Here is a 13,748-nt window from a genome sequence, read left to right as displayed (position 1 = left end):
GTCAACCCTTTGCAGACGTTACATAGCCGTTATCGATATATCGTTACGACGTTTCCGCAGCTAGAGAGCTTGATCAGCCGAGAAGTCAGATGAATTAGCTGCTCAGTTAGTACAACCGTTTGCAGAAGGCCCGCTATCGTGGCGGAGCGGTGGAGTCCCTGATGACCAGGCGCGTCTCCAGCGACGTGGTGGCCGTCACCTCCTGGATGAGCAGGTCCACGGCGAGCCGGCCGGCCGCGGCGGTGGGCATGGCGACCGTGGTGAGCTTGGGGCGGTTCAGCCGTCCGGAGACGATGTCGTCGATCCCCACCACGCTGACGTCCTCCGGCACGCTCAGCCCCAGGTCACCGAGCCCCTCGATGAGCCCGATCGCCACCAGGTCGTTGTAGGCCAGCACCCCGGTCGCCCCGGAGTCCCGCACCCGCCGCGCGCAGGCGAGCCCACCGCGTTCGGTGGGCGCGTTGGGGCCGATGACGACCAGCTCGACGCCCTCCACCTGCTCGGCGGCGGCACGGATCTCCGCGCTGGTCCACGAGCCGGCCGGACCCGACACGAGCGCCACGCGGCGGTGCCCGAGCCCGGTCAGGTGCTCCACCGCCAGCCTGGCCCCGTGACCGACGTCCATCAGCACCGTGGCGGCGCCGCGCAGCCGCCGGTTGATCACCACGAACGGGACCCGCTCGGCCAGCCGTTCCAGCGTCTTGTTGGACGAGCGCGGGCTGCACAGCACCAGGCCGTCCACCTGCTTGGAGAACGCCTGCACCAGCTCCTCCTCGGTGGCCGCCTCCTCGTCGGTGTCGGCCACGAACAGGTGGTAGTCGCGCTGCCTGGCCGCCGAGTGGGCCGCCTTGATCAGCGGGGGGAAGAAGGGATTGGCGATGTCGGCCACGATCAGGCCGAGGTTGTGGGTGCGGCCGGTCGTGAGCGCCCTGGCCGCCCGGTTGGGGCGATATCCCAGCTCCTCGGCCACCGTGAGCACCCTGGTGCGAGTGGCCGCGTTCACCATGTGCGGCGCGGAGAACGTCCGCGACACGGTCGATACATGCACACCGGAAGCCCGGGCCACATCACGAATCGTCACTGTCACAGTCGCCCACCCTAACGCAACCGCTTGCAGCATCTCTGAGTACCATGAAAGCGCTTGCCGCCTCGTTGCAACAGGAAACCCCTGTTCGAGCACGGGGGGCGAAATCACCCCTTGACGACCTCGCCCCGAGGACACAAAGGTTTAGTGCAACTGTTTGCAGTCTTGAAGGAGCCCTCACGGTGAGCAGAGTCCTCGTCACCGGAAGCGCAGGACGCCTCGGCCGCAGCGTGGTCACCACGCTCGCGGCGGCCGGGCACGAGGTCATCGGCGTCGACCGTACACCCGGAACGCCATCCGAGGCCGCGATGGCCTTACCGGCCGATCTCACGGACACGGGCGAGACCTTCGAGGTGATCGCCAGGTTCCGGCCCGAGACCGTGATCCATCTGGCCGCGATCGCGACCCCGTTCAGCCTCCCGGAATCGGTGATCTACAAGGTCAACACCCAGCTCGCGTTCAACGTCTGCGAGGCGTCCGTCGCGCTGGGCGTGCGCGGCGTGGTGGTGGCCAGCAGCCCCACCGTGATCGGGTACGGCGCCCCGGGCGGCTGGGCGCCCGCGTACCTGCCGATCGACGAGGATCACCCGGTGCGCCCGTGGAACGCCTACAACCTGTCCAAGGTCGTGGCCGAGCAGACCATGAAGGCGTTCGCGCTGGCCGGGACGACCAGGATGGCCGCGGTCCGGCCGTGCTTCGTCATCCCGCCCGAGGAGTGGGCGGGCGCGCCCACGCAGTCGGGCCACACGGTGCGTGAGCGGCTCGACCGGCCGGAGCTGGGCGGGGTCTCGCTGTTCAACTACATCGACGCCCGCGACTGCGCCGACATGATCACGGTGCTGGCCGAGGCGCTGCCGGAGCTGCCCAACGGCGAGGTGTTCTTCGCCGGGGCCGCGGACGCGCTGGCCCGCAAGCCGCTCGCCGACCTGCTGCCCCAGGTCGTGCCCGGCACCGAACCGTTCGCCGCCGGCCTCACCGGCACCACCCCCGCCTTCTCGACCACCAAGGCACAGCGCCTGCTCGGCTGGCAGCCCAAGCGGAGCTGGCGCACAGAAATGAAGGAAGCCGAATGAACTTGAGCGGTGTGCTGTTCTTCCCCGTGACCCCCTTCGACGCCGACGGCCGGCTTGCCGAGGAGGTGCTGGCCGAGCACATCCGGAAGGGCATGGAGCACGGCCCCGGCGGCGTGTTCGTGGCGTGTGGCACCGGCGAGTTCTCCGCGCTGTCGGAGGCCGAGCACGCGCGGGCGGTGCGGGTGGCGGCCGAGGTCGTGGGCGGGCGGGTGCCGGTGTTCGCGGGCGCGGGCGGCCCGCTCGGCACGGCGCTGAACCAGGCGCGGGCCGCCCGCGAGGCGGGCGCCGACGGGCTGCTGCTCATGCCGCCGTACCTGGCCCAGGGGCCCGGGCACGGCTTCGCCGCCTACGTGGCGGCGGTGGCCGCGGAGCTGCCGGTGATCGTCTACCAGCGGGGCGCCGTGGTGCTGGAGCCGGAGGCCGTGGTGGAGCTGGCCGGGATCCCCGGGGTGATCGGGCTCAAGGACGGCGTCGGCGACATCGACCGGATGCAGCGGATCGTGCTGGCGGTGCGGGAGGCGTACCCGGACTTCCTGTTCTTCAACGGGCTGCCGACGGCCGAGCTGACCATGCCCGCCTACCGGGGCATCGGCGTGGAGCTGTACTCCAGCGCGGTGTTCGCGTTCGCGCCGGAGATCGCGCTGGCCTACCTCAACGGTGACGAGCGGCTGCTCACCGGGTTCTACGCCCCGCTCGTACGGCTGCGCGGCAAGGTCCCCGGCTACCCGGTCGCCCTGGTCAAGGCCGGGGTACGGCTGCGCGGCCTGGACGTGGGCGCCGTCCGCCCGCCGCTGGTCGAGCCGACCGACGAGCACCTGGCGGAGCTGGAGGCGCTGATCAAGACGGGGCTGGAGCTGGCCGCGTCATGACGATCGCCGACCTGCGTACCTCGCTGCGGACGGCTGCGCTGCCGCGGCCCTGGGGCGCGGACGTGCCGGCCAACCACGTGGTCGTGTGCGAGGTCACGCTGGAGGACGGGCGGACCGGCACCGGGTTCTCGTGGACGCCGCAGATCGGGGCGCACGCCGTACAGGCGCTGCTCGACCACGACCTGCGCGAGGCGCTGATCGGGCTGCCCGCGCACCCCGAGGTGGTGTGGGACCGGCTGTGGCGGCACCTGCGCGAGGCGGGTCCGGGCGGGATCACGACGATCGCGCTGGCCGGGATCGATCTGGCGCTGTGGGACCTGCGCTGCGGCGACGGCGGCCTGGCCGACGTGCTGGGCCGGCGGCGCGACGAGGTTCCGGTCTACGGCAGCGGCGTCAACCTGCACTACCCGCTGGAGGAGCTGGTGGAGCAGGCGCGGCGCTGGGTGGCGGCCGGGTACCGGGGTGTCAAGATCAAGGTGGGCCGGCCCGACCTGGCGGAGGACGTGGCCAGGGTGGCCGCCGTTCGCGAGGTGATCGGGCCGGACCGGCTGCTGATGATCGACGCCAACCAGCGGTGGGACCTGCACCGGGCCAGGCGGGCTCTTTCCGCGTTGCGGGAGTTCGGCCTGCACTGGATCGAGGAGCCGCTGCCCGCCGACGACGTGGCCGCGCACGTGGAGCTGCGGCGCTCCATCGACGTGCCGGTGGCGGTCGGGGAGAACGTCTACACCACCTACGGCTTCCGCGACCTGCTCGCGGCCGGGGCGTGCGACGTCGTCCAGCCGAACGTGGTGCGGGTCGGCGGGATCACGCCGTTCCTGCGGATCGTGGAGCTGGCCAGGACGTACGACGTGCCGGTCTATCCGCATCTGCTGAGCGAGGTGTCCGGGCAGCTCGCGCTGGCCCTGCCGCTGCCGGTCATGGCGGAGGACGTGGAGGACGCGTCGTTCGCGACGCTCGGGCTGCTGGAGGAGCCGTACCCGGTGCAGATTTCCGACGGGGTCCTGCGGGCGGGCGCGCACGCGGGGCTCGGACTGAGGTGGTCGCGATGAAGGTGGTACTCGCTGGTGCGCACGGCCATGGGCGGCACCATCTGGGCAATCTGCGCAGGCTGGCCAACCAGGGGCTGATCGAGCTGGCCGGGATCTGCGACGTGGTGCCCGTCGAGGTGGACTTCGGCTCGCCGCTGCAGTCGCCCGACCTGGGCGAGCTCCTCGCTAAGACCGGCGCGGACATCACGGTCATCTGCACGCCAATCCACACGCACGCCGACCTCGCGGTGACCGCCCTGCACGCCGGATCCCACGTGCTGCTGGAGAAGCCGCCCGCGGCGAGCCCCTCCGCGCACGCCCGGATCGCCGCGGCGGTGGCGGAGACGGGGCTGGCCTGCCAGGTCGGCTTCCAGTCGCTGGGCTCGGCGGCGGTGCCCGCGCTGCGCTCGCTGATCGCCGACGGCACCATCGGGCGCGTGCGCGGCATCGGCGGCGCGGGCGCCTGGGAGCGGCCCTCGGCCTACTTCACCAGGTCGGCCTGGTCGGGCAAGCGCCGGCTCGACGGCGTGGACGTGGTGGACGGCGCGCTGACGAACCCGTTCGCGCACGCCGTCGCGACCGCCCTCGCCCTGGTGGACGGCCCCGTCGCCGGGATCGAGACCGAGCTCTACCACGCCAATCCGATCGAGTCGGACGACACGTCGTGCCTGCGGATCCGCCTCGACGACGGCTTCGTGATCACGATCGCGGTGACGCTCTGCGCGAGCGGCCGGAGCGAGCCGTACCTGGTCGTGCACGGCGACGCGGGCCGCGCCACGCTCGTCTACACACAGGACCAGCTCAAGGTCGAGCTGCCGGACGGCACGGTCACGACGACCGTGTACGAGCGCACCGACCTGCTGGAGAACCTCATCGACCATCTCCGCACGGGCGCCGACCTGATGGTGCCGCTGTCCGCCACGGAGACGTTCACGCAGGTGCTGGACGCGGTGCGGCTGGCTCCCGAGCCGCTGCCGATCCCGGAGCGGTACCAGGAGGTCGAGCGGGACGCCGCCTCGGGCGAGGTCACGCGCCGCTTCCTGCCGGGCGTCGCCGACCTGACGGCCCGCAGCGCCGAGACGCTGTCGCTCTACTCCGAGCTGGACGTCCCCTGGACCCGGGTGGAGCTGCTGACCTCAGGGCGGGCGGTGGCCTCGTACGAGCTGCGGCCCGACCTGCCGGTCACCGATTCCCCGCGGCCCTACCTCCACGGGGTGCGGACGCTGGACGGCGTCGAGGTCACCGAGGTGCGTCCCGAGGACCACGTGCACCACCTCGGGGTCGGGGTGGCGATCTCCGACCTGGGCGGGGCGAACTTCTGGGGCGGCCGCACGTACGTCAAGGACCAGGGGCCCGCCTGGCTGGGCGATCATGGGACGCAGCGGCACCTGTCGTTCTCCCGGCTCGACGACTCCGGTTTCGTCGAGCAGCTGGAGTGGGCGGGGCCCGGCGGGCGGCTGATGGCGCGCGAGGAGCGCACCGTCACGGCCCGGCCGTTCGGGGGCTTCTGGGCGCTGGACTTCGCCTTCACGCTCACCAACCTGACCGGCGCGCCGCTGGAGATCCAGAGCTCGGCCACCAAGGGCCGCGTGGGCGCGGGGTACGGCGGCTTCTTCTGGCGCGCCCCCGGCACCTCCACCGCGCGGATCGCCCTGCCCGGGGGCGAGGAGGCCGTGCACGGCAGCCGCGACCCCTGGGTCGCCCTGTCCGGCACCACGCCGGAGGGGCGGGACTGGACGCTCGTCTTCGTGCAGGCGGACGGCGACCCGTGGTTCGTGCGGGTCGAGCACTATCCGGGGGTGGGGCAGGCACTGGCCTGGGACCGGCCGCTCGTCGTCGAGGACACGCTGACCAGGCGGGTGGTGACGGCGGTGGTGGACGGCAGGCTCGACGCCGCCGCCGCGTCCGCGCTGGCGGACACGGTACGCGAAGCGACACCGGCCCTTCGGTAAGCCCTCACTCGGCGTTTCCTGGCGGTTACGCGATCGGTGGCCAGGGTGCGTGGCCTGTGACTGCTCCCGCAACCCTCGATGCCCGGTCCGTGACCGCCAGGAACCCGTGGCCATCGTGCTCGTGGTGTGCGGCCACCTCATCGAGGACCAGCGGGATCACCCCATGGCGGGGCCCGGGCCGGCGGCGGCGGCGCTCGTGCACGATCCTGCTCGGCGTGGCCGCCGCCACCCGGTGCGCAAGCTCTTCCGCTGGGCCGTGGAGCCGCGCATCTCCTGGGCCTTCACGCCGCTCCGCAGGCCGTGACACGGTGTCGGGTATGGCCATCGACTTCACCCTCGCTCCCGAGCACGAGGAGATCCGCAAGCGGGTCCGCGCCTTCATCCAGGGGACCGTCATTCCCGCCATGGAGGAGGTGAAGGAGGCCGACCGGGACGCCTACCTCCGTACGATCTTCCGGCTCCGTTCCCAGGCCAAGGCCGAGGGGCTGTGGCTGCCCCACATGCCGAAGGAGTGGGGCGGCATGGGGCTGGGCCACGTCGAGCTGGCCATGGTGCAGTCGGAGGCGGCCAAGACCCGCGTCGGGCCGTGGGTGCTCAACTGCATGGCCCCCGACGAGGGCAACATGCACACCCTCCTGCACTGGGCGACGGACGAGCAGAAGGAGAAGTACCTGCGGCCGCTGCTGGAGGGCACGCAGATGTCCTGCTTCGCCATGACCGAGCCGGAGGTGGCGGGCTCCGACCCCACCCTGATCCGCACCACGGCCGTCCAGGACGGGGACGAGTGGCTGATCAACGGCCACAAATGGTTCATCTCCAACGCGCGCCGGGCCAACTTCGCGATCCTCATCGCGCGGACGGAGCCGGACGTGCCGGAGGGCTCGCGCGGCGCCAACACCGCCTTCCTCGTCGATCTGCCCGACCCGGGCTGGAACGACGTACGCGAGGTCGAGACGATGCACGGCTCCACGGGCCACAGCGAGATCGTCATCAGCGATCTGCGCGTGCCCGGCAGCCAGATCCTGGGCGGTCGGGGCAACGGCCACCGCCTCGGCCAGTACCGCCTGGGCCCGGCCCGGCTCGCCCACTGCATGCGCTGGATCTCCCAGGCGGAGACGGCCCTGGACATGATGGTCGACCGCGCGCTCAACCGCTACAGCCACGGCTCGCTGCTGGCCGAGAAGCAGGGCATCCAGTGGATGATCGCCGACTCGGCCATGGAGCTGTACCAGTGCAAGCTGATGGTCCTGCACGCCGCATCCAGGATCGACAAGGGTGAGGACTTCCGTACGGAGGTGTCGATGGCCAAGCACTTCGTGGCGGGCAGCCTAAACCGGATCGTGGACCGGGCGATCCAGGTGCACGGGGCGCTCGGCTACTCGACGGACACGCCGCTGGCCGCCATGTTCCAGCACGCCCGCTGGGCCCGCTTCGCCGACGGCGCCGACGAGATCCACCAGATACGCATCGCCGAGCGCACCATAGCCGCCTACCAGGCCACCGGCTCCACCAGCTCGGCCACCGGCGGCCTCCCCCTGTGACGACGCGGGCTTCAGACGGTCGTCACCCGGGGAGCCGGCATCGGTACGATCTCCCGCTCGTAATAGGCCCGGAAGTCCTCCCCGGCCGCGAACAGCTTGTCGAGCTCGCCCCGGCACGCCGCGATCACATCGGGGTCGTCGATCCGCCGGGCGCCGCTGTGGGTGCCGCAGGCGTCGTACGTCACCTCGTACATGACAGACGACCCCAGCACGACGAGCTCCGGCAGGAGCCGGTCGATCTCGAGGTCGGACACCTCCCCCGCGTCGAGCACCCGCACCTGCTCGGCCACCTCCACCCGCAGCGCCAGCACGTGCATCTCCCACTGCAGGTACGGCGTGACGGGTTGCTCGACGATCCGGATCCGCCGGCAGGGGTAGGGCCTGCCGGCAGCACCCGTGTCGTCGACCAGCTTGAGCGAGCGTTCCCAGTCGCCGTCCATCATCGCCAGCCAGCTCGGCTCCCCGGCCTCGAAGCGCTGAATACGCTGGAGTTTCCAGAACACGTCATCAATGTTCCGGAAATTAGGCCAGAAATCGTCAAGATATCCGTCCGCACTTAGCAAGACGCCCGATATCTCGTGAATGCGCTCAAGCATATGACGACCGTACCCATCCGATTCGCGGCACGAACCCGTGACCAGCGGCTACGCCGGCCGCGATGCTCACACAGTTGATCGTTCTGCGCGGCAATTCCGGCTCGGGCAAGACGACGAGCGTGGCCCGAACCCTCCGCAAGGCGTACGGCAGGCGCGGCCTCGCGGTGGTGGGCCAGGACGTGCTGCGCCGCGACATCCTCCGCGAACGCGACGTCCCGGACGGCGTCAACATCGGCCTCATCGACACCGTGACCCGCTACGCGCTCGACCACGGCCGCCACGCCACCCGCCCGCAGAGCGCGCAGTTCGGCCTGGACGTGATGCGCGAGTGGTACATCGAGCGGGACGTGCTGCCGGGGGCCTGTGAAACCGTCATCGATCAGAACAGCTCGCTCGAGGAAACGGTACGGCGGCTGCTATCCGAAACGCTCGAACGCACAGAAATCCGCAATTAACATAAATCCACCCAAATCCCAGCAAATCACCTCATCGACTAATGGCCGCCGCGGCGGGCGTAGGCCGCGGGTGGCATCCCGACCGCGGCGGTGAAGTCGCGGGTCAGATGAGCCTGGTCCGTATAGCCGAGCTCGACGGCCAACGTGGCGAGGTCGAGCCCCTCGTAGACCCGCTCCGCCGCCTCGTGCAGCCGGAAGCGGCGGATCACCCACTTGGGACCGATGCCCACATAGTCCCGGAACAGCCGCTGCAGCGAGCGCACCGAGCGCCCCGATCTGGCAGCCAGCTCATCGACCCTGGTCAAGGAGACCTCGTTCTCGGCCATCGCCACCAGCGCCGCGACCTCTTCGGCCAGGGGATCCCGCTCCGGCCCCAGGCTCAGCAGGAACCTCTCGACGTGCCCGACGGCGGCCCGGGCATCGGGCTCGGCCAGGACCTGCTCGACCAGCGAGGCGCCCGACGCGCCGTACATCTCCCCGATCTCCACGAAGCGGTCGGTCAACTGCGACACCGGGCCGCCGAGGAACGGCCGGAAGCCGCCCGGGCGGAAGCGGGTGCCGAGCACGCGGCCGCTGCCCCGCATCGTGTACGAGAACCCACCCTTGATCACGCCCGCGAACTGATGGAAGTCCTCGGTGATCGTCAGGTTGACGGTGGGGTGCGAGACGATGCGCTGTTCGTACGGCTCGTCCAGATCGGTCCACGTGACCACCCAGAAGTGCTCCACAAACGCCGCGATTTCCGCTGATGGCGCCTGCCGGAAGAAATCGAACGCGTCGAGCCCCGCGTACGGATCGACCCAGCCCCGCTGTCGCGTTTCTACAAGCCGCGCCTGGGGCAGGCGGGGCATCATGGCTGCCATGGACGACATGATGCCGCTGATGACGCGCGCCACCGAACGGACCGCGGGACTGGTCCGCGCGGTGCGGCCGGAGCAGCTCGGTTTCTCGACGCCCTGCGCCAAGTTCGACGTCAAGGATCTGATCAACCACCTTGAGTGGGTGGCGGACCTGTTCGAGTCGCTGGGCTGCCAGGGGGAGAGAATCGAGCAGGGACCGTACGCGGGCGACTTCCCCGAACGAGCGGAACGCACCCTGGCCGCCTGGTCGCGCCCCGAGGCGTGGGAGGGCACCAGCCCCGCCATGGGACTGCCGATGACCACGCTGGCCCACATGTACCTCGTCGACATGGTCGTACACGGCTGGGACCTCGCCATAGCCACCGGCCAGGACTACAAGCCGGACCCTGAGACCGTCTCACGGGCATTCCACTTCACCGACCAGATGGCCGAGATGGGCAGGCAACGCGGCGCCTTCGGCCCACCGGTGGAGGTGCCGGACCACGCCCCGCCATTCGACCGCCTCCTCGGCATCATCGGCCGAGACCCGGCCTGGACCCCATAGCCCGTTCACCGCTGAATGCCGAGCCCGCTGCTCCTCCCCCCGGCGTGCGCTCCCCGAGGCGTCACCCACCGGCCGCCCCGCGCGGCCGCCTGGCCCCAGCACCCGGCCGATCCCCTGGACACCAGCCGCCGCGCGCCCGATTCGGGGCGATGAACGAGATAGCGCTGCAGCACCGGGTGCCAGCGGTTGGCAGGCAGGTGCCGCAGCGCCGCGACCGCCAGGCAGTACTTGCTCACGGTGACCGGCCGCACCCCCATCCCACGCAGGACCTTGTCCACCAGCGCCTTGCCGTCGGCGGACTTCGACTCCAGCAGCACCAGGTCGCGGCGCGCCGGCGCGCTGGACTGGCCGTCGTGGCAGAGCAGGCCCGTGTCGCAGGTGAGCCTGGCCGCGCCCGAGGGGTCGATGAAGGTCACCCGCTTGTAGTCGGTGGACAGCACCGGCCCCAGCGTCTCGGGGGCGACCAGGCGCAGCTCGGTGAGGAGGGTGTCGCGCACGAAGTCGAGGGCCTCCCGGGTGAGGGTGCGGCTCGGCGCGTCGTCGTACGGGATGCGGTGCTTGTCGGTGCTGCCACGGGTGCCGTTGAGCTTGAGCTCCAGCCACCGCCCGCCCCCGTCCAGGTAGGTGCGGGTGCGCAGCTTGAACCTGCGCCGCCGATCCTGCCGGTGCTGGTGGAAGGTGAGCAGGTCAGGCGTGTCGAAGTAGGTCGAGGTGTAGCGGAACTGACGTCTTGCCCCGATGCGCAGCACGGCGAACCGGTCGCCCAGCTCGGCCGCGAGTGCCGCCATGGTGGCGGCCGTCACGATGTATTTGCGATCGACCCGGCTCATCAGCTCCGGCACGTCCTCGAGCCCGATCGGCGCCACCTCGGCCGCGACCCCGGCCAGCAGCACATCGGCATCCAACTCACGCATCACTGCACCTCCACCGCCTTCTGCATGACTCCGTCCGCCGCCCCACCGGCGCCCCACGAACCCCGACCCACCGCCCCACGAGCACTCACCGAACCCCGATCCGCCGACCCACCGGGGCTCAGCGGACGCCGGCCCGTTGTGGAGGGGCCACGTAGCGGACGTCGACCACCGTTATGTCGCGGACGTAGTCGATCTGGGTGACCACGCAGTGGAGGACGTGTGCCCGCAGGCGGCTCTCCAGGTCGACCCGGAGCAGGTCAGGGTCCGAGTGGACGACGTCCAGCGTGATGACCTGATGGCGGGTACGGCCGAGCAGGGACGGGTGGTCGGCGACGTACATCACCGCCAGCAGGACGCCGTCCAGCAGGAGGGCGGTCAGCGGCCACGCCCCCGCGATGCCGTTGACCAGGCCCAGCACGATGGCGATGAAGTAGTAGGCGATCTCCTGCTGGGTGATCTCGCTGGAGCGCAGCCGGATGATCGACAGCACGCCGAACAGGCCGAAGCCGACGGCGACGTCGACGCGCTGGACGAGCAGGAGCGAGACCACCGCGAAGATGCCCACGTTGAGTGCCACGTAGGCGAAGAGCAGGTCGCGTCGGTGATGTCGCCGGTAGTAGAGGCCGTAGGCCAGGGCGACGATCGACGCGAGATCCATTACCAGTCCGGCTGTCACGGCGCTCCCTCCGTTGTGCTGCTGACAACAGCTTGTCGGGGCGGGGTGAGGCGAGGGTGAGGTGATGATTAGGCGGCTCTCATGCGGTAGCCGGTGCCGCGGACGGTCTCGATGCGGTCGGCGCCGATCTTGCGGCGCAGGTAGCGTACGTAGACGTCCACCACGTTGGAGCCGGGGTCGAAGTCGAAGCCCCACACGTGGCTGAGAAGCTGTTCGCGCGTCAGGACCTGGTCGGGGTGGCGGCAGAAGATCTCCGCCAGCGCGAACTCCCTGGTCGACAGGTCCACCGCCCGATCCCTGACATATGCCCGTCTTGTCCGGAGATCCAGCGACAGATCCGACACCCGCAGCACGGTCACCTCCGGCGTGCGGTCGGCGCGCAGGCGCAGCCGCAGCCGCACCCTCGCCAGGAGCTCCTCGAAGGCGAAGGGCTTGGCGATGTAGTCGTCCGCGCCGCCCTCCAGCCCCGCCACGGTGTCGCTCACGCTGTCGCGGGCGGTCAGGATGATCACCGGCATGGTCACCATGGACTGCCGCAGCCTCCGCAACACCGTGAACCCGTCGCTCAACGGCAGCCCGATGTCCAGGATCAGCAGGTCGAACCCGCCCGCGCAGGCCAGGTCGTACGCCGCGACCCCGTCCGCGACCGCGGCGGTCACGAAGCCGTTGGCCCGCAGCCCCTTCTCCACGAACGACGCGATCCTGGCCTCGTCCTCGGCGATCAGTATCCGGTTCATCCCAGCCTCCAGAGCTCCCACAGCGGGATGGACATGACGAAACGGGCTCCGCCTCCCGGGGCCTCCGTCACCTTGACGTTGCCTCCGTGGGCCTCGGCGATCGATCTGACGATGGCCAGGCCCAGACCGGCGCCCTCGTACGTCACGGTGCGGCCCGCGCCGCGCACGAACCGTCCGAAGATCCGCTCGCGCTCCGCGGGCGCCACGCCGGGGCCGCTGTCGCGTACCCACAGCTCGACCCACCCGTCGCGAACGGCGGAGCCGACGGCGATCAGGTCGTCGTCCGTGGTGTGGCGCACGGCGTTGGCCACGAGCTGCATGAGCGCCTGCGTGAGCCGCTGGCGGTCGGCGGGCACGCGGGCCTCGGCCACCTCGTCGACCCGCCAGCGCCGGTTGCCGAGCGCGCGGGCCTTGGCGACGACGCTGACCGTGAGGTCGGCCACCTCGACGTCGTGGATGTCGAGAAAGCCCGGCTGCTCCGCTCTGGCGAGGGTGAGGAGGTCTTCGACGATGCGGTTCATCCGGTCGAGCTCGTCGGTGACCAGGGCGAGCGTCTCCGCGCGGTCGCGTGGATCGTCGCCCATGAGCTCCAGGTGGCCGCGGATGACGGTGATCGGTGTGCGCAGCTCGTGGCCGGCGTCGTCCATGAAGTGCCGCTGCACGACGAAGGCGTTCTCGAGCCGGTCGAGCATGTGGTTGAAGGTCGCGGCCAGCGCGGCCACGTCGTCGTCGCCCGGCACGTCGAGCCTGCGCGTGAGATCGGTGGAGTCGCTGATCTGCTCGGCCGTCTGGCTGATCAGCCGGACCGGCGCCAGCACCCGTCCCGCCACGAACCACCCGGCCGCCCCCGCTAACGCCAGCGCCGCCAGCGCGGACAGCCCCAGGACCCGCACCGCCTCCACGATCTCGTCGCGGTGGCGGTCGTAGAGGATGGCCACGACGAAGTGACCCGGCCGGGGGTCGGCCTTCACCGTCACCGGGATCACCGCGTAATGGACCGTTCCTTTGGGGCTGTCGACCTCCCCGCAATCGGGCTCGGTGGCCGTGGCCAGCCGCGCGACCAGCGCGTCGTCGGTGTCGAGGCGTACGGGTGGCGGGATCGCGGTGATCTTGTGTGCCTTGCCGTCGACGATGCTGAAGAACGTCTCCCATCTGTCGGGCGCGTTGAGCGCCAGGTATCCCGTGAGCAGCTCTCCGACGTCGGTGATCGTGCGGCCGTTCTCCGGGTCGCGCGCGGTCGCGGCGTAGCGGCGCAGCTTCTCTGCCTCGTTGCTGAGCTCGAGGTTCGTACGGTCGTCGAGGCGAGCCAGCAGGATGGTCCAGGTCGCGAAGATCGAGACCGCGAGGGCGAGGCCGACGACGGCGAGCATCCAGCCCACGATCCGGGCACGGGCGCTCACCCGCATTCGATCATCC

At 70.6% G+C, this 13,748-nt stretch carries 15 protein-coding genes; 8 read left to right on the top strand and 7 right to left on the bottom strand.

Going from position 1 to position 13,748, the window contains the following annotated elements:
* Positions 1-133 precede the first annotated feature (133 nt).
* Positions 134-1,087, bottom strand: coding sequence for a LacI family DNA-binding transcriptional regulator (locus ACFKCF_RS48615; protein WP_394502423.1), 954 nt, complete (start codon positions 1,085-1,087; stop codon positions 134-136).
* Between the two features lie 179 nt (positions 1,088-1,266).
* Between ACFKCF_RS48615 and ACFKCF_RS48610 the strand changes: the two genes are divergently transcribed.
* From ACFKCF_RS48610 to ACFKCF_RS48585, 6 genes are all read left to right on the top strand, one after another.
* The gene (locus tag ACFKCF_RS48610) at positions 1,267-2,157 is read left to right on the top strand and encodes an NAD-dependent epimerase/dehydratase family protein (RefSeq protein WP_394502421.1); all 891 of its coding nucleotides are present in this window, start codon (positions 1,267-1,269) and stop codon (positions 2,155-2,157) included.
* The gene (locus ACFKCF_RS48605; RefSeq protein WP_394502420.1) at positions 2,154-3,026 is read left to right on the top strand and encodes a 5-dehydro-4-deoxyglucarate dehydratase; all 873 of its coding nucleotides are present in this window, start codon (positions 2,154-2,156) and stop codon (positions 3,024-3,026) included. Before ACFKCF_RS48610 ends, ACFKCF_RS48605 begins: the two co-directional genes overlap by 4 nt.
* Positions 3,023-4,078, top strand: a complete 1,056-nt coding sequence (locus tag ACFKCF_RS48600) for a mandelate racemase/muconate lactonizing enzyme family protein (protein ID WP_394502418.1) — start codon at positions 3,023-3,025, stop codon at positions 4,076-4,078. The genes ACFKCF_RS48605 and ACFKCF_RS48600 overlap by 4 nt, the downstream gene beginning before the upstream one ends.
* Positions 4,075-6,009, top strand: coding sequence for a DUF6807 family protein (locus ACFKCF_RS48595; RefSeq protein ID WP_394502416.1), 1,935 nt, complete (start codon positions 4,075-4,077; stop codon positions 6,007-6,009). Before ACFKCF_RS48600 ends, ACFKCF_RS48595 begins: the two co-directional genes overlap by 4 nt.
* A 106-nt stretch (positions 6,010-6,115) precedes the next feature.
* Entirely contained in the window at positions 6,116-6,313 is a 198-nt protein-coding gene (locus tag ACFKCF_RS48590; RefSeq protein WP_394502414.1) for a hypothetical protein, read from the top strand.
* Between the two features lie 13 nt (positions 6,314-6,326).
* Positions 6,327-7,550: an acyl-CoA dehydrogenase family protein gene (locus tag ACFKCF_RS48585; protein WP_394502412.1), complete on the top strand. Its 1,224-nt coding sequence runs from the start codon at positions 6,327-6,329 to the stop codon at positions 7,548-7,550.
* An 11-nt stretch (positions 7,551-7,561) separates the two neighbouring features.
* On the opposite strand, the gene ACFKCF_RS48580 is transcribed toward ACFKCF_RS48585, so the two are convergent.
* Entirely contained in the window at positions 7,562-8,146 is a 585-nt protein-coding gene (locus tag ACFKCF_RS48580; protein WP_394502410.1) for a DUF6879 family protein, read from the bottom strand.
* A gap of 74 nt (positions 8,147-8,220) precedes the next feature.
* On the opposite strand from ACFKCF_RS48580, the gene ACFKCF_RS48575 reads away from it, so the two are divergent.
* Positions 8,221-8,601 carry a hypothetical protein gene (locus ACFKCF_RS48575; RefSeq protein WP_394502407.1) on the top strand — a complete coding sequence of 127 codons (381 nt, stop codon included), beginning with the start codon at positions 8,221-8,223 and terminating at the stop codon, positions 8,599-8,601.
* A 38-nt stretch (positions 8,602-8,639) separates the two neighbouring features.
* Here ACFKCF_RS48575 and ACFKCF_RS48570 read toward each other — a convergent pair whose 3' ends face one another.
* Positions 8,640-9,464 carry a DUF6597 domain-containing transcriptional factor gene (locus ACFKCF_RS48570; RefSeq protein ID WP_394502406.1) on the bottom strand — a complete coding sequence of 275 codons (825 nt, stop codon included), beginning with the start codon at positions 9,462-9,464 and terminating at the stop codon, positions 8,640-8,642.
* Between ACFKCF_RS48570 and ACFKCF_RS48565 the strand changes: the two genes are divergently transcribed.
* A complete protein-coding gene (locus tag ACFKCF_RS48565) occupies positions 9,463-10,005 on the top strand; it encodes a TIGR03086 family metal-binding protein (RefSeq protein WP_394502404.1) in 543 nt (180 codons plus the stop codon). The two genes, ACFKCF_RS48570 and ACFKCF_RS48565, sit on opposite strands and share 2 nt — an antisense overlap.
* A gap of 5 nt (positions 10,006-10,010) precedes the next feature.
* Here the strand turns inward: ACFKCF_RS48565 and ACFKCF_RS48560 are convergent, their stop codons facing one another.
* From ACFKCF_RS48560 to ACFKCF_RS48545, 4 genes are all read right to left on the bottom strand, one after another.
* Positions 10,011-10,919: a VTC domain-containing protein gene (locus ACFKCF_RS48560; protein WP_394502402.1), complete on the bottom strand. Its 909-nt coding sequence runs from the start codon at positions 10,917-10,919 to the stop codon at positions 10,011-10,013.
* A 118-nt stretch (positions 10,920-11,037) separates the two neighbouring features.
* Positions 11,038-11,595: a DUF4956 domain-containing protein gene (locus ACFKCF_RS48555; RefSeq protein ID WP_394502399.1), complete on the bottom strand. Its 558-nt coding sequence runs from the start codon at positions 11,593-11,595 to the stop codon at positions 11,038-11,040.
* Positions 11,596-11,663: 68 nt separating this feature from the next.
* Positions 11,664-12,332: a response regulator transcription factor gene (locus ACFKCF_RS48550; RefSeq protein ID WP_394502397.1), complete on the bottom strand. Its 669-nt coding sequence runs from the start codon at positions 12,330-12,332 to the stop codon at positions 11,664-11,666.
* Positions 12,329-13,732 carry a sensor histidine kinase gene (locus ACFKCF_RS48545; RefSeq protein WP_394502395.1) on the bottom strand — a complete coding sequence of 468 codons (1,404 nt, stop codon included), beginning with the start codon at positions 13,730-13,732 and terminating at the stop codon, positions 12,329-12,331. Before ACFKCF_RS48545 ends, ACFKCF_RS48550 begins: the two co-directional genes overlap by 4 nt.
* Between the last annotated feature and the right edge of the window lie 16 nt (positions 13,733-13,748).

It is taken from the genome of Nonomuraea sp. JJY05, from assembly GCF_043496855.1.
GTDB lineage: Bacteria > Actinomycetota > Actinomycetes > Streptosporangiales > Streptosporangiaceae > Nonomuraea.
The sequence above is the reverse complement of the archived record's forward strand: the minus strand, read 5'-3'. Positions and strand labels throughout refer to the sequence as shown.

What these genes read in the sequence shown, in the direction of transcription:
- ACFKCF_RS48605 (WP_394502420.1), top strand. Translation starts at nt 2,154, where the DNA reads ATGAACTTGAGCGGTGTGCTGTTCTTCCCCGTGACCCCCTTCGACGCC.
- ACFKCF_RS48600 (WP_394502418.1), top strand. Translation starts at nt 3,023, where the DNA reads ATGACGATCGCCGACCTGCGTACCTCGCTGCGGACGGCTGCGCTGCCG.
- ACFKCF_RS48595 (WP_394502416.1), top strand. Translation starts at nt 4,075, where the DNA reads ATGAAGGTGGTACTCGCTGGTGCGCACGGCCATGGGCGGCACCATCTG.
- ACFKCF_RS48585 (WP_394502412.1), top strand. Translation starts at nt 6,327, where the DNA reads ATGGCCATCGACTTCACCCTCGCTCCCGAGCACGAGGAGATCCGCAAG.
- ACFKCF_RS48580 (WP_394502410.1), bottom strand. Translation starts at nt 8,146, where the DNA reads ATGCTTGAGCGCATTCACGAGATATCGGGCGTCTTGCTAAGTGCGGAC.
- ACFKCF_RS48565 (WP_394502404.1), top strand. Translation starts at nt 9,463, where the DNA reads ATGGACGACATGATGCCGCTGATGACGCGCGCCACCGAACGGACCGCG.
- ACFKCF_RS48570 (WP_394502406.1), bottom strand. Translation starts at nt 9,464, where the DNA reads ATGGCAGCCATGATGCCCCGCCTGCCCCAGGCGCGGCTTGTAGAAACG.
- ACFKCF_RS48560 (WP_394502402.1), bottom strand. Translation starts at nt 10,919, where the DNA reads ATGCGTGAGTTGGATGCCGATGTGCTGCTGGCCGGGGTCGCGGCCGAG.
- ACFKCF_RS48550 (WP_394502397.1), bottom strand. Translation starts at nt 12,332, where the DNA reads ATGAACCGGATACTGATCGCCGAGGACGAGGCCAGGATCGCGTCGTTC.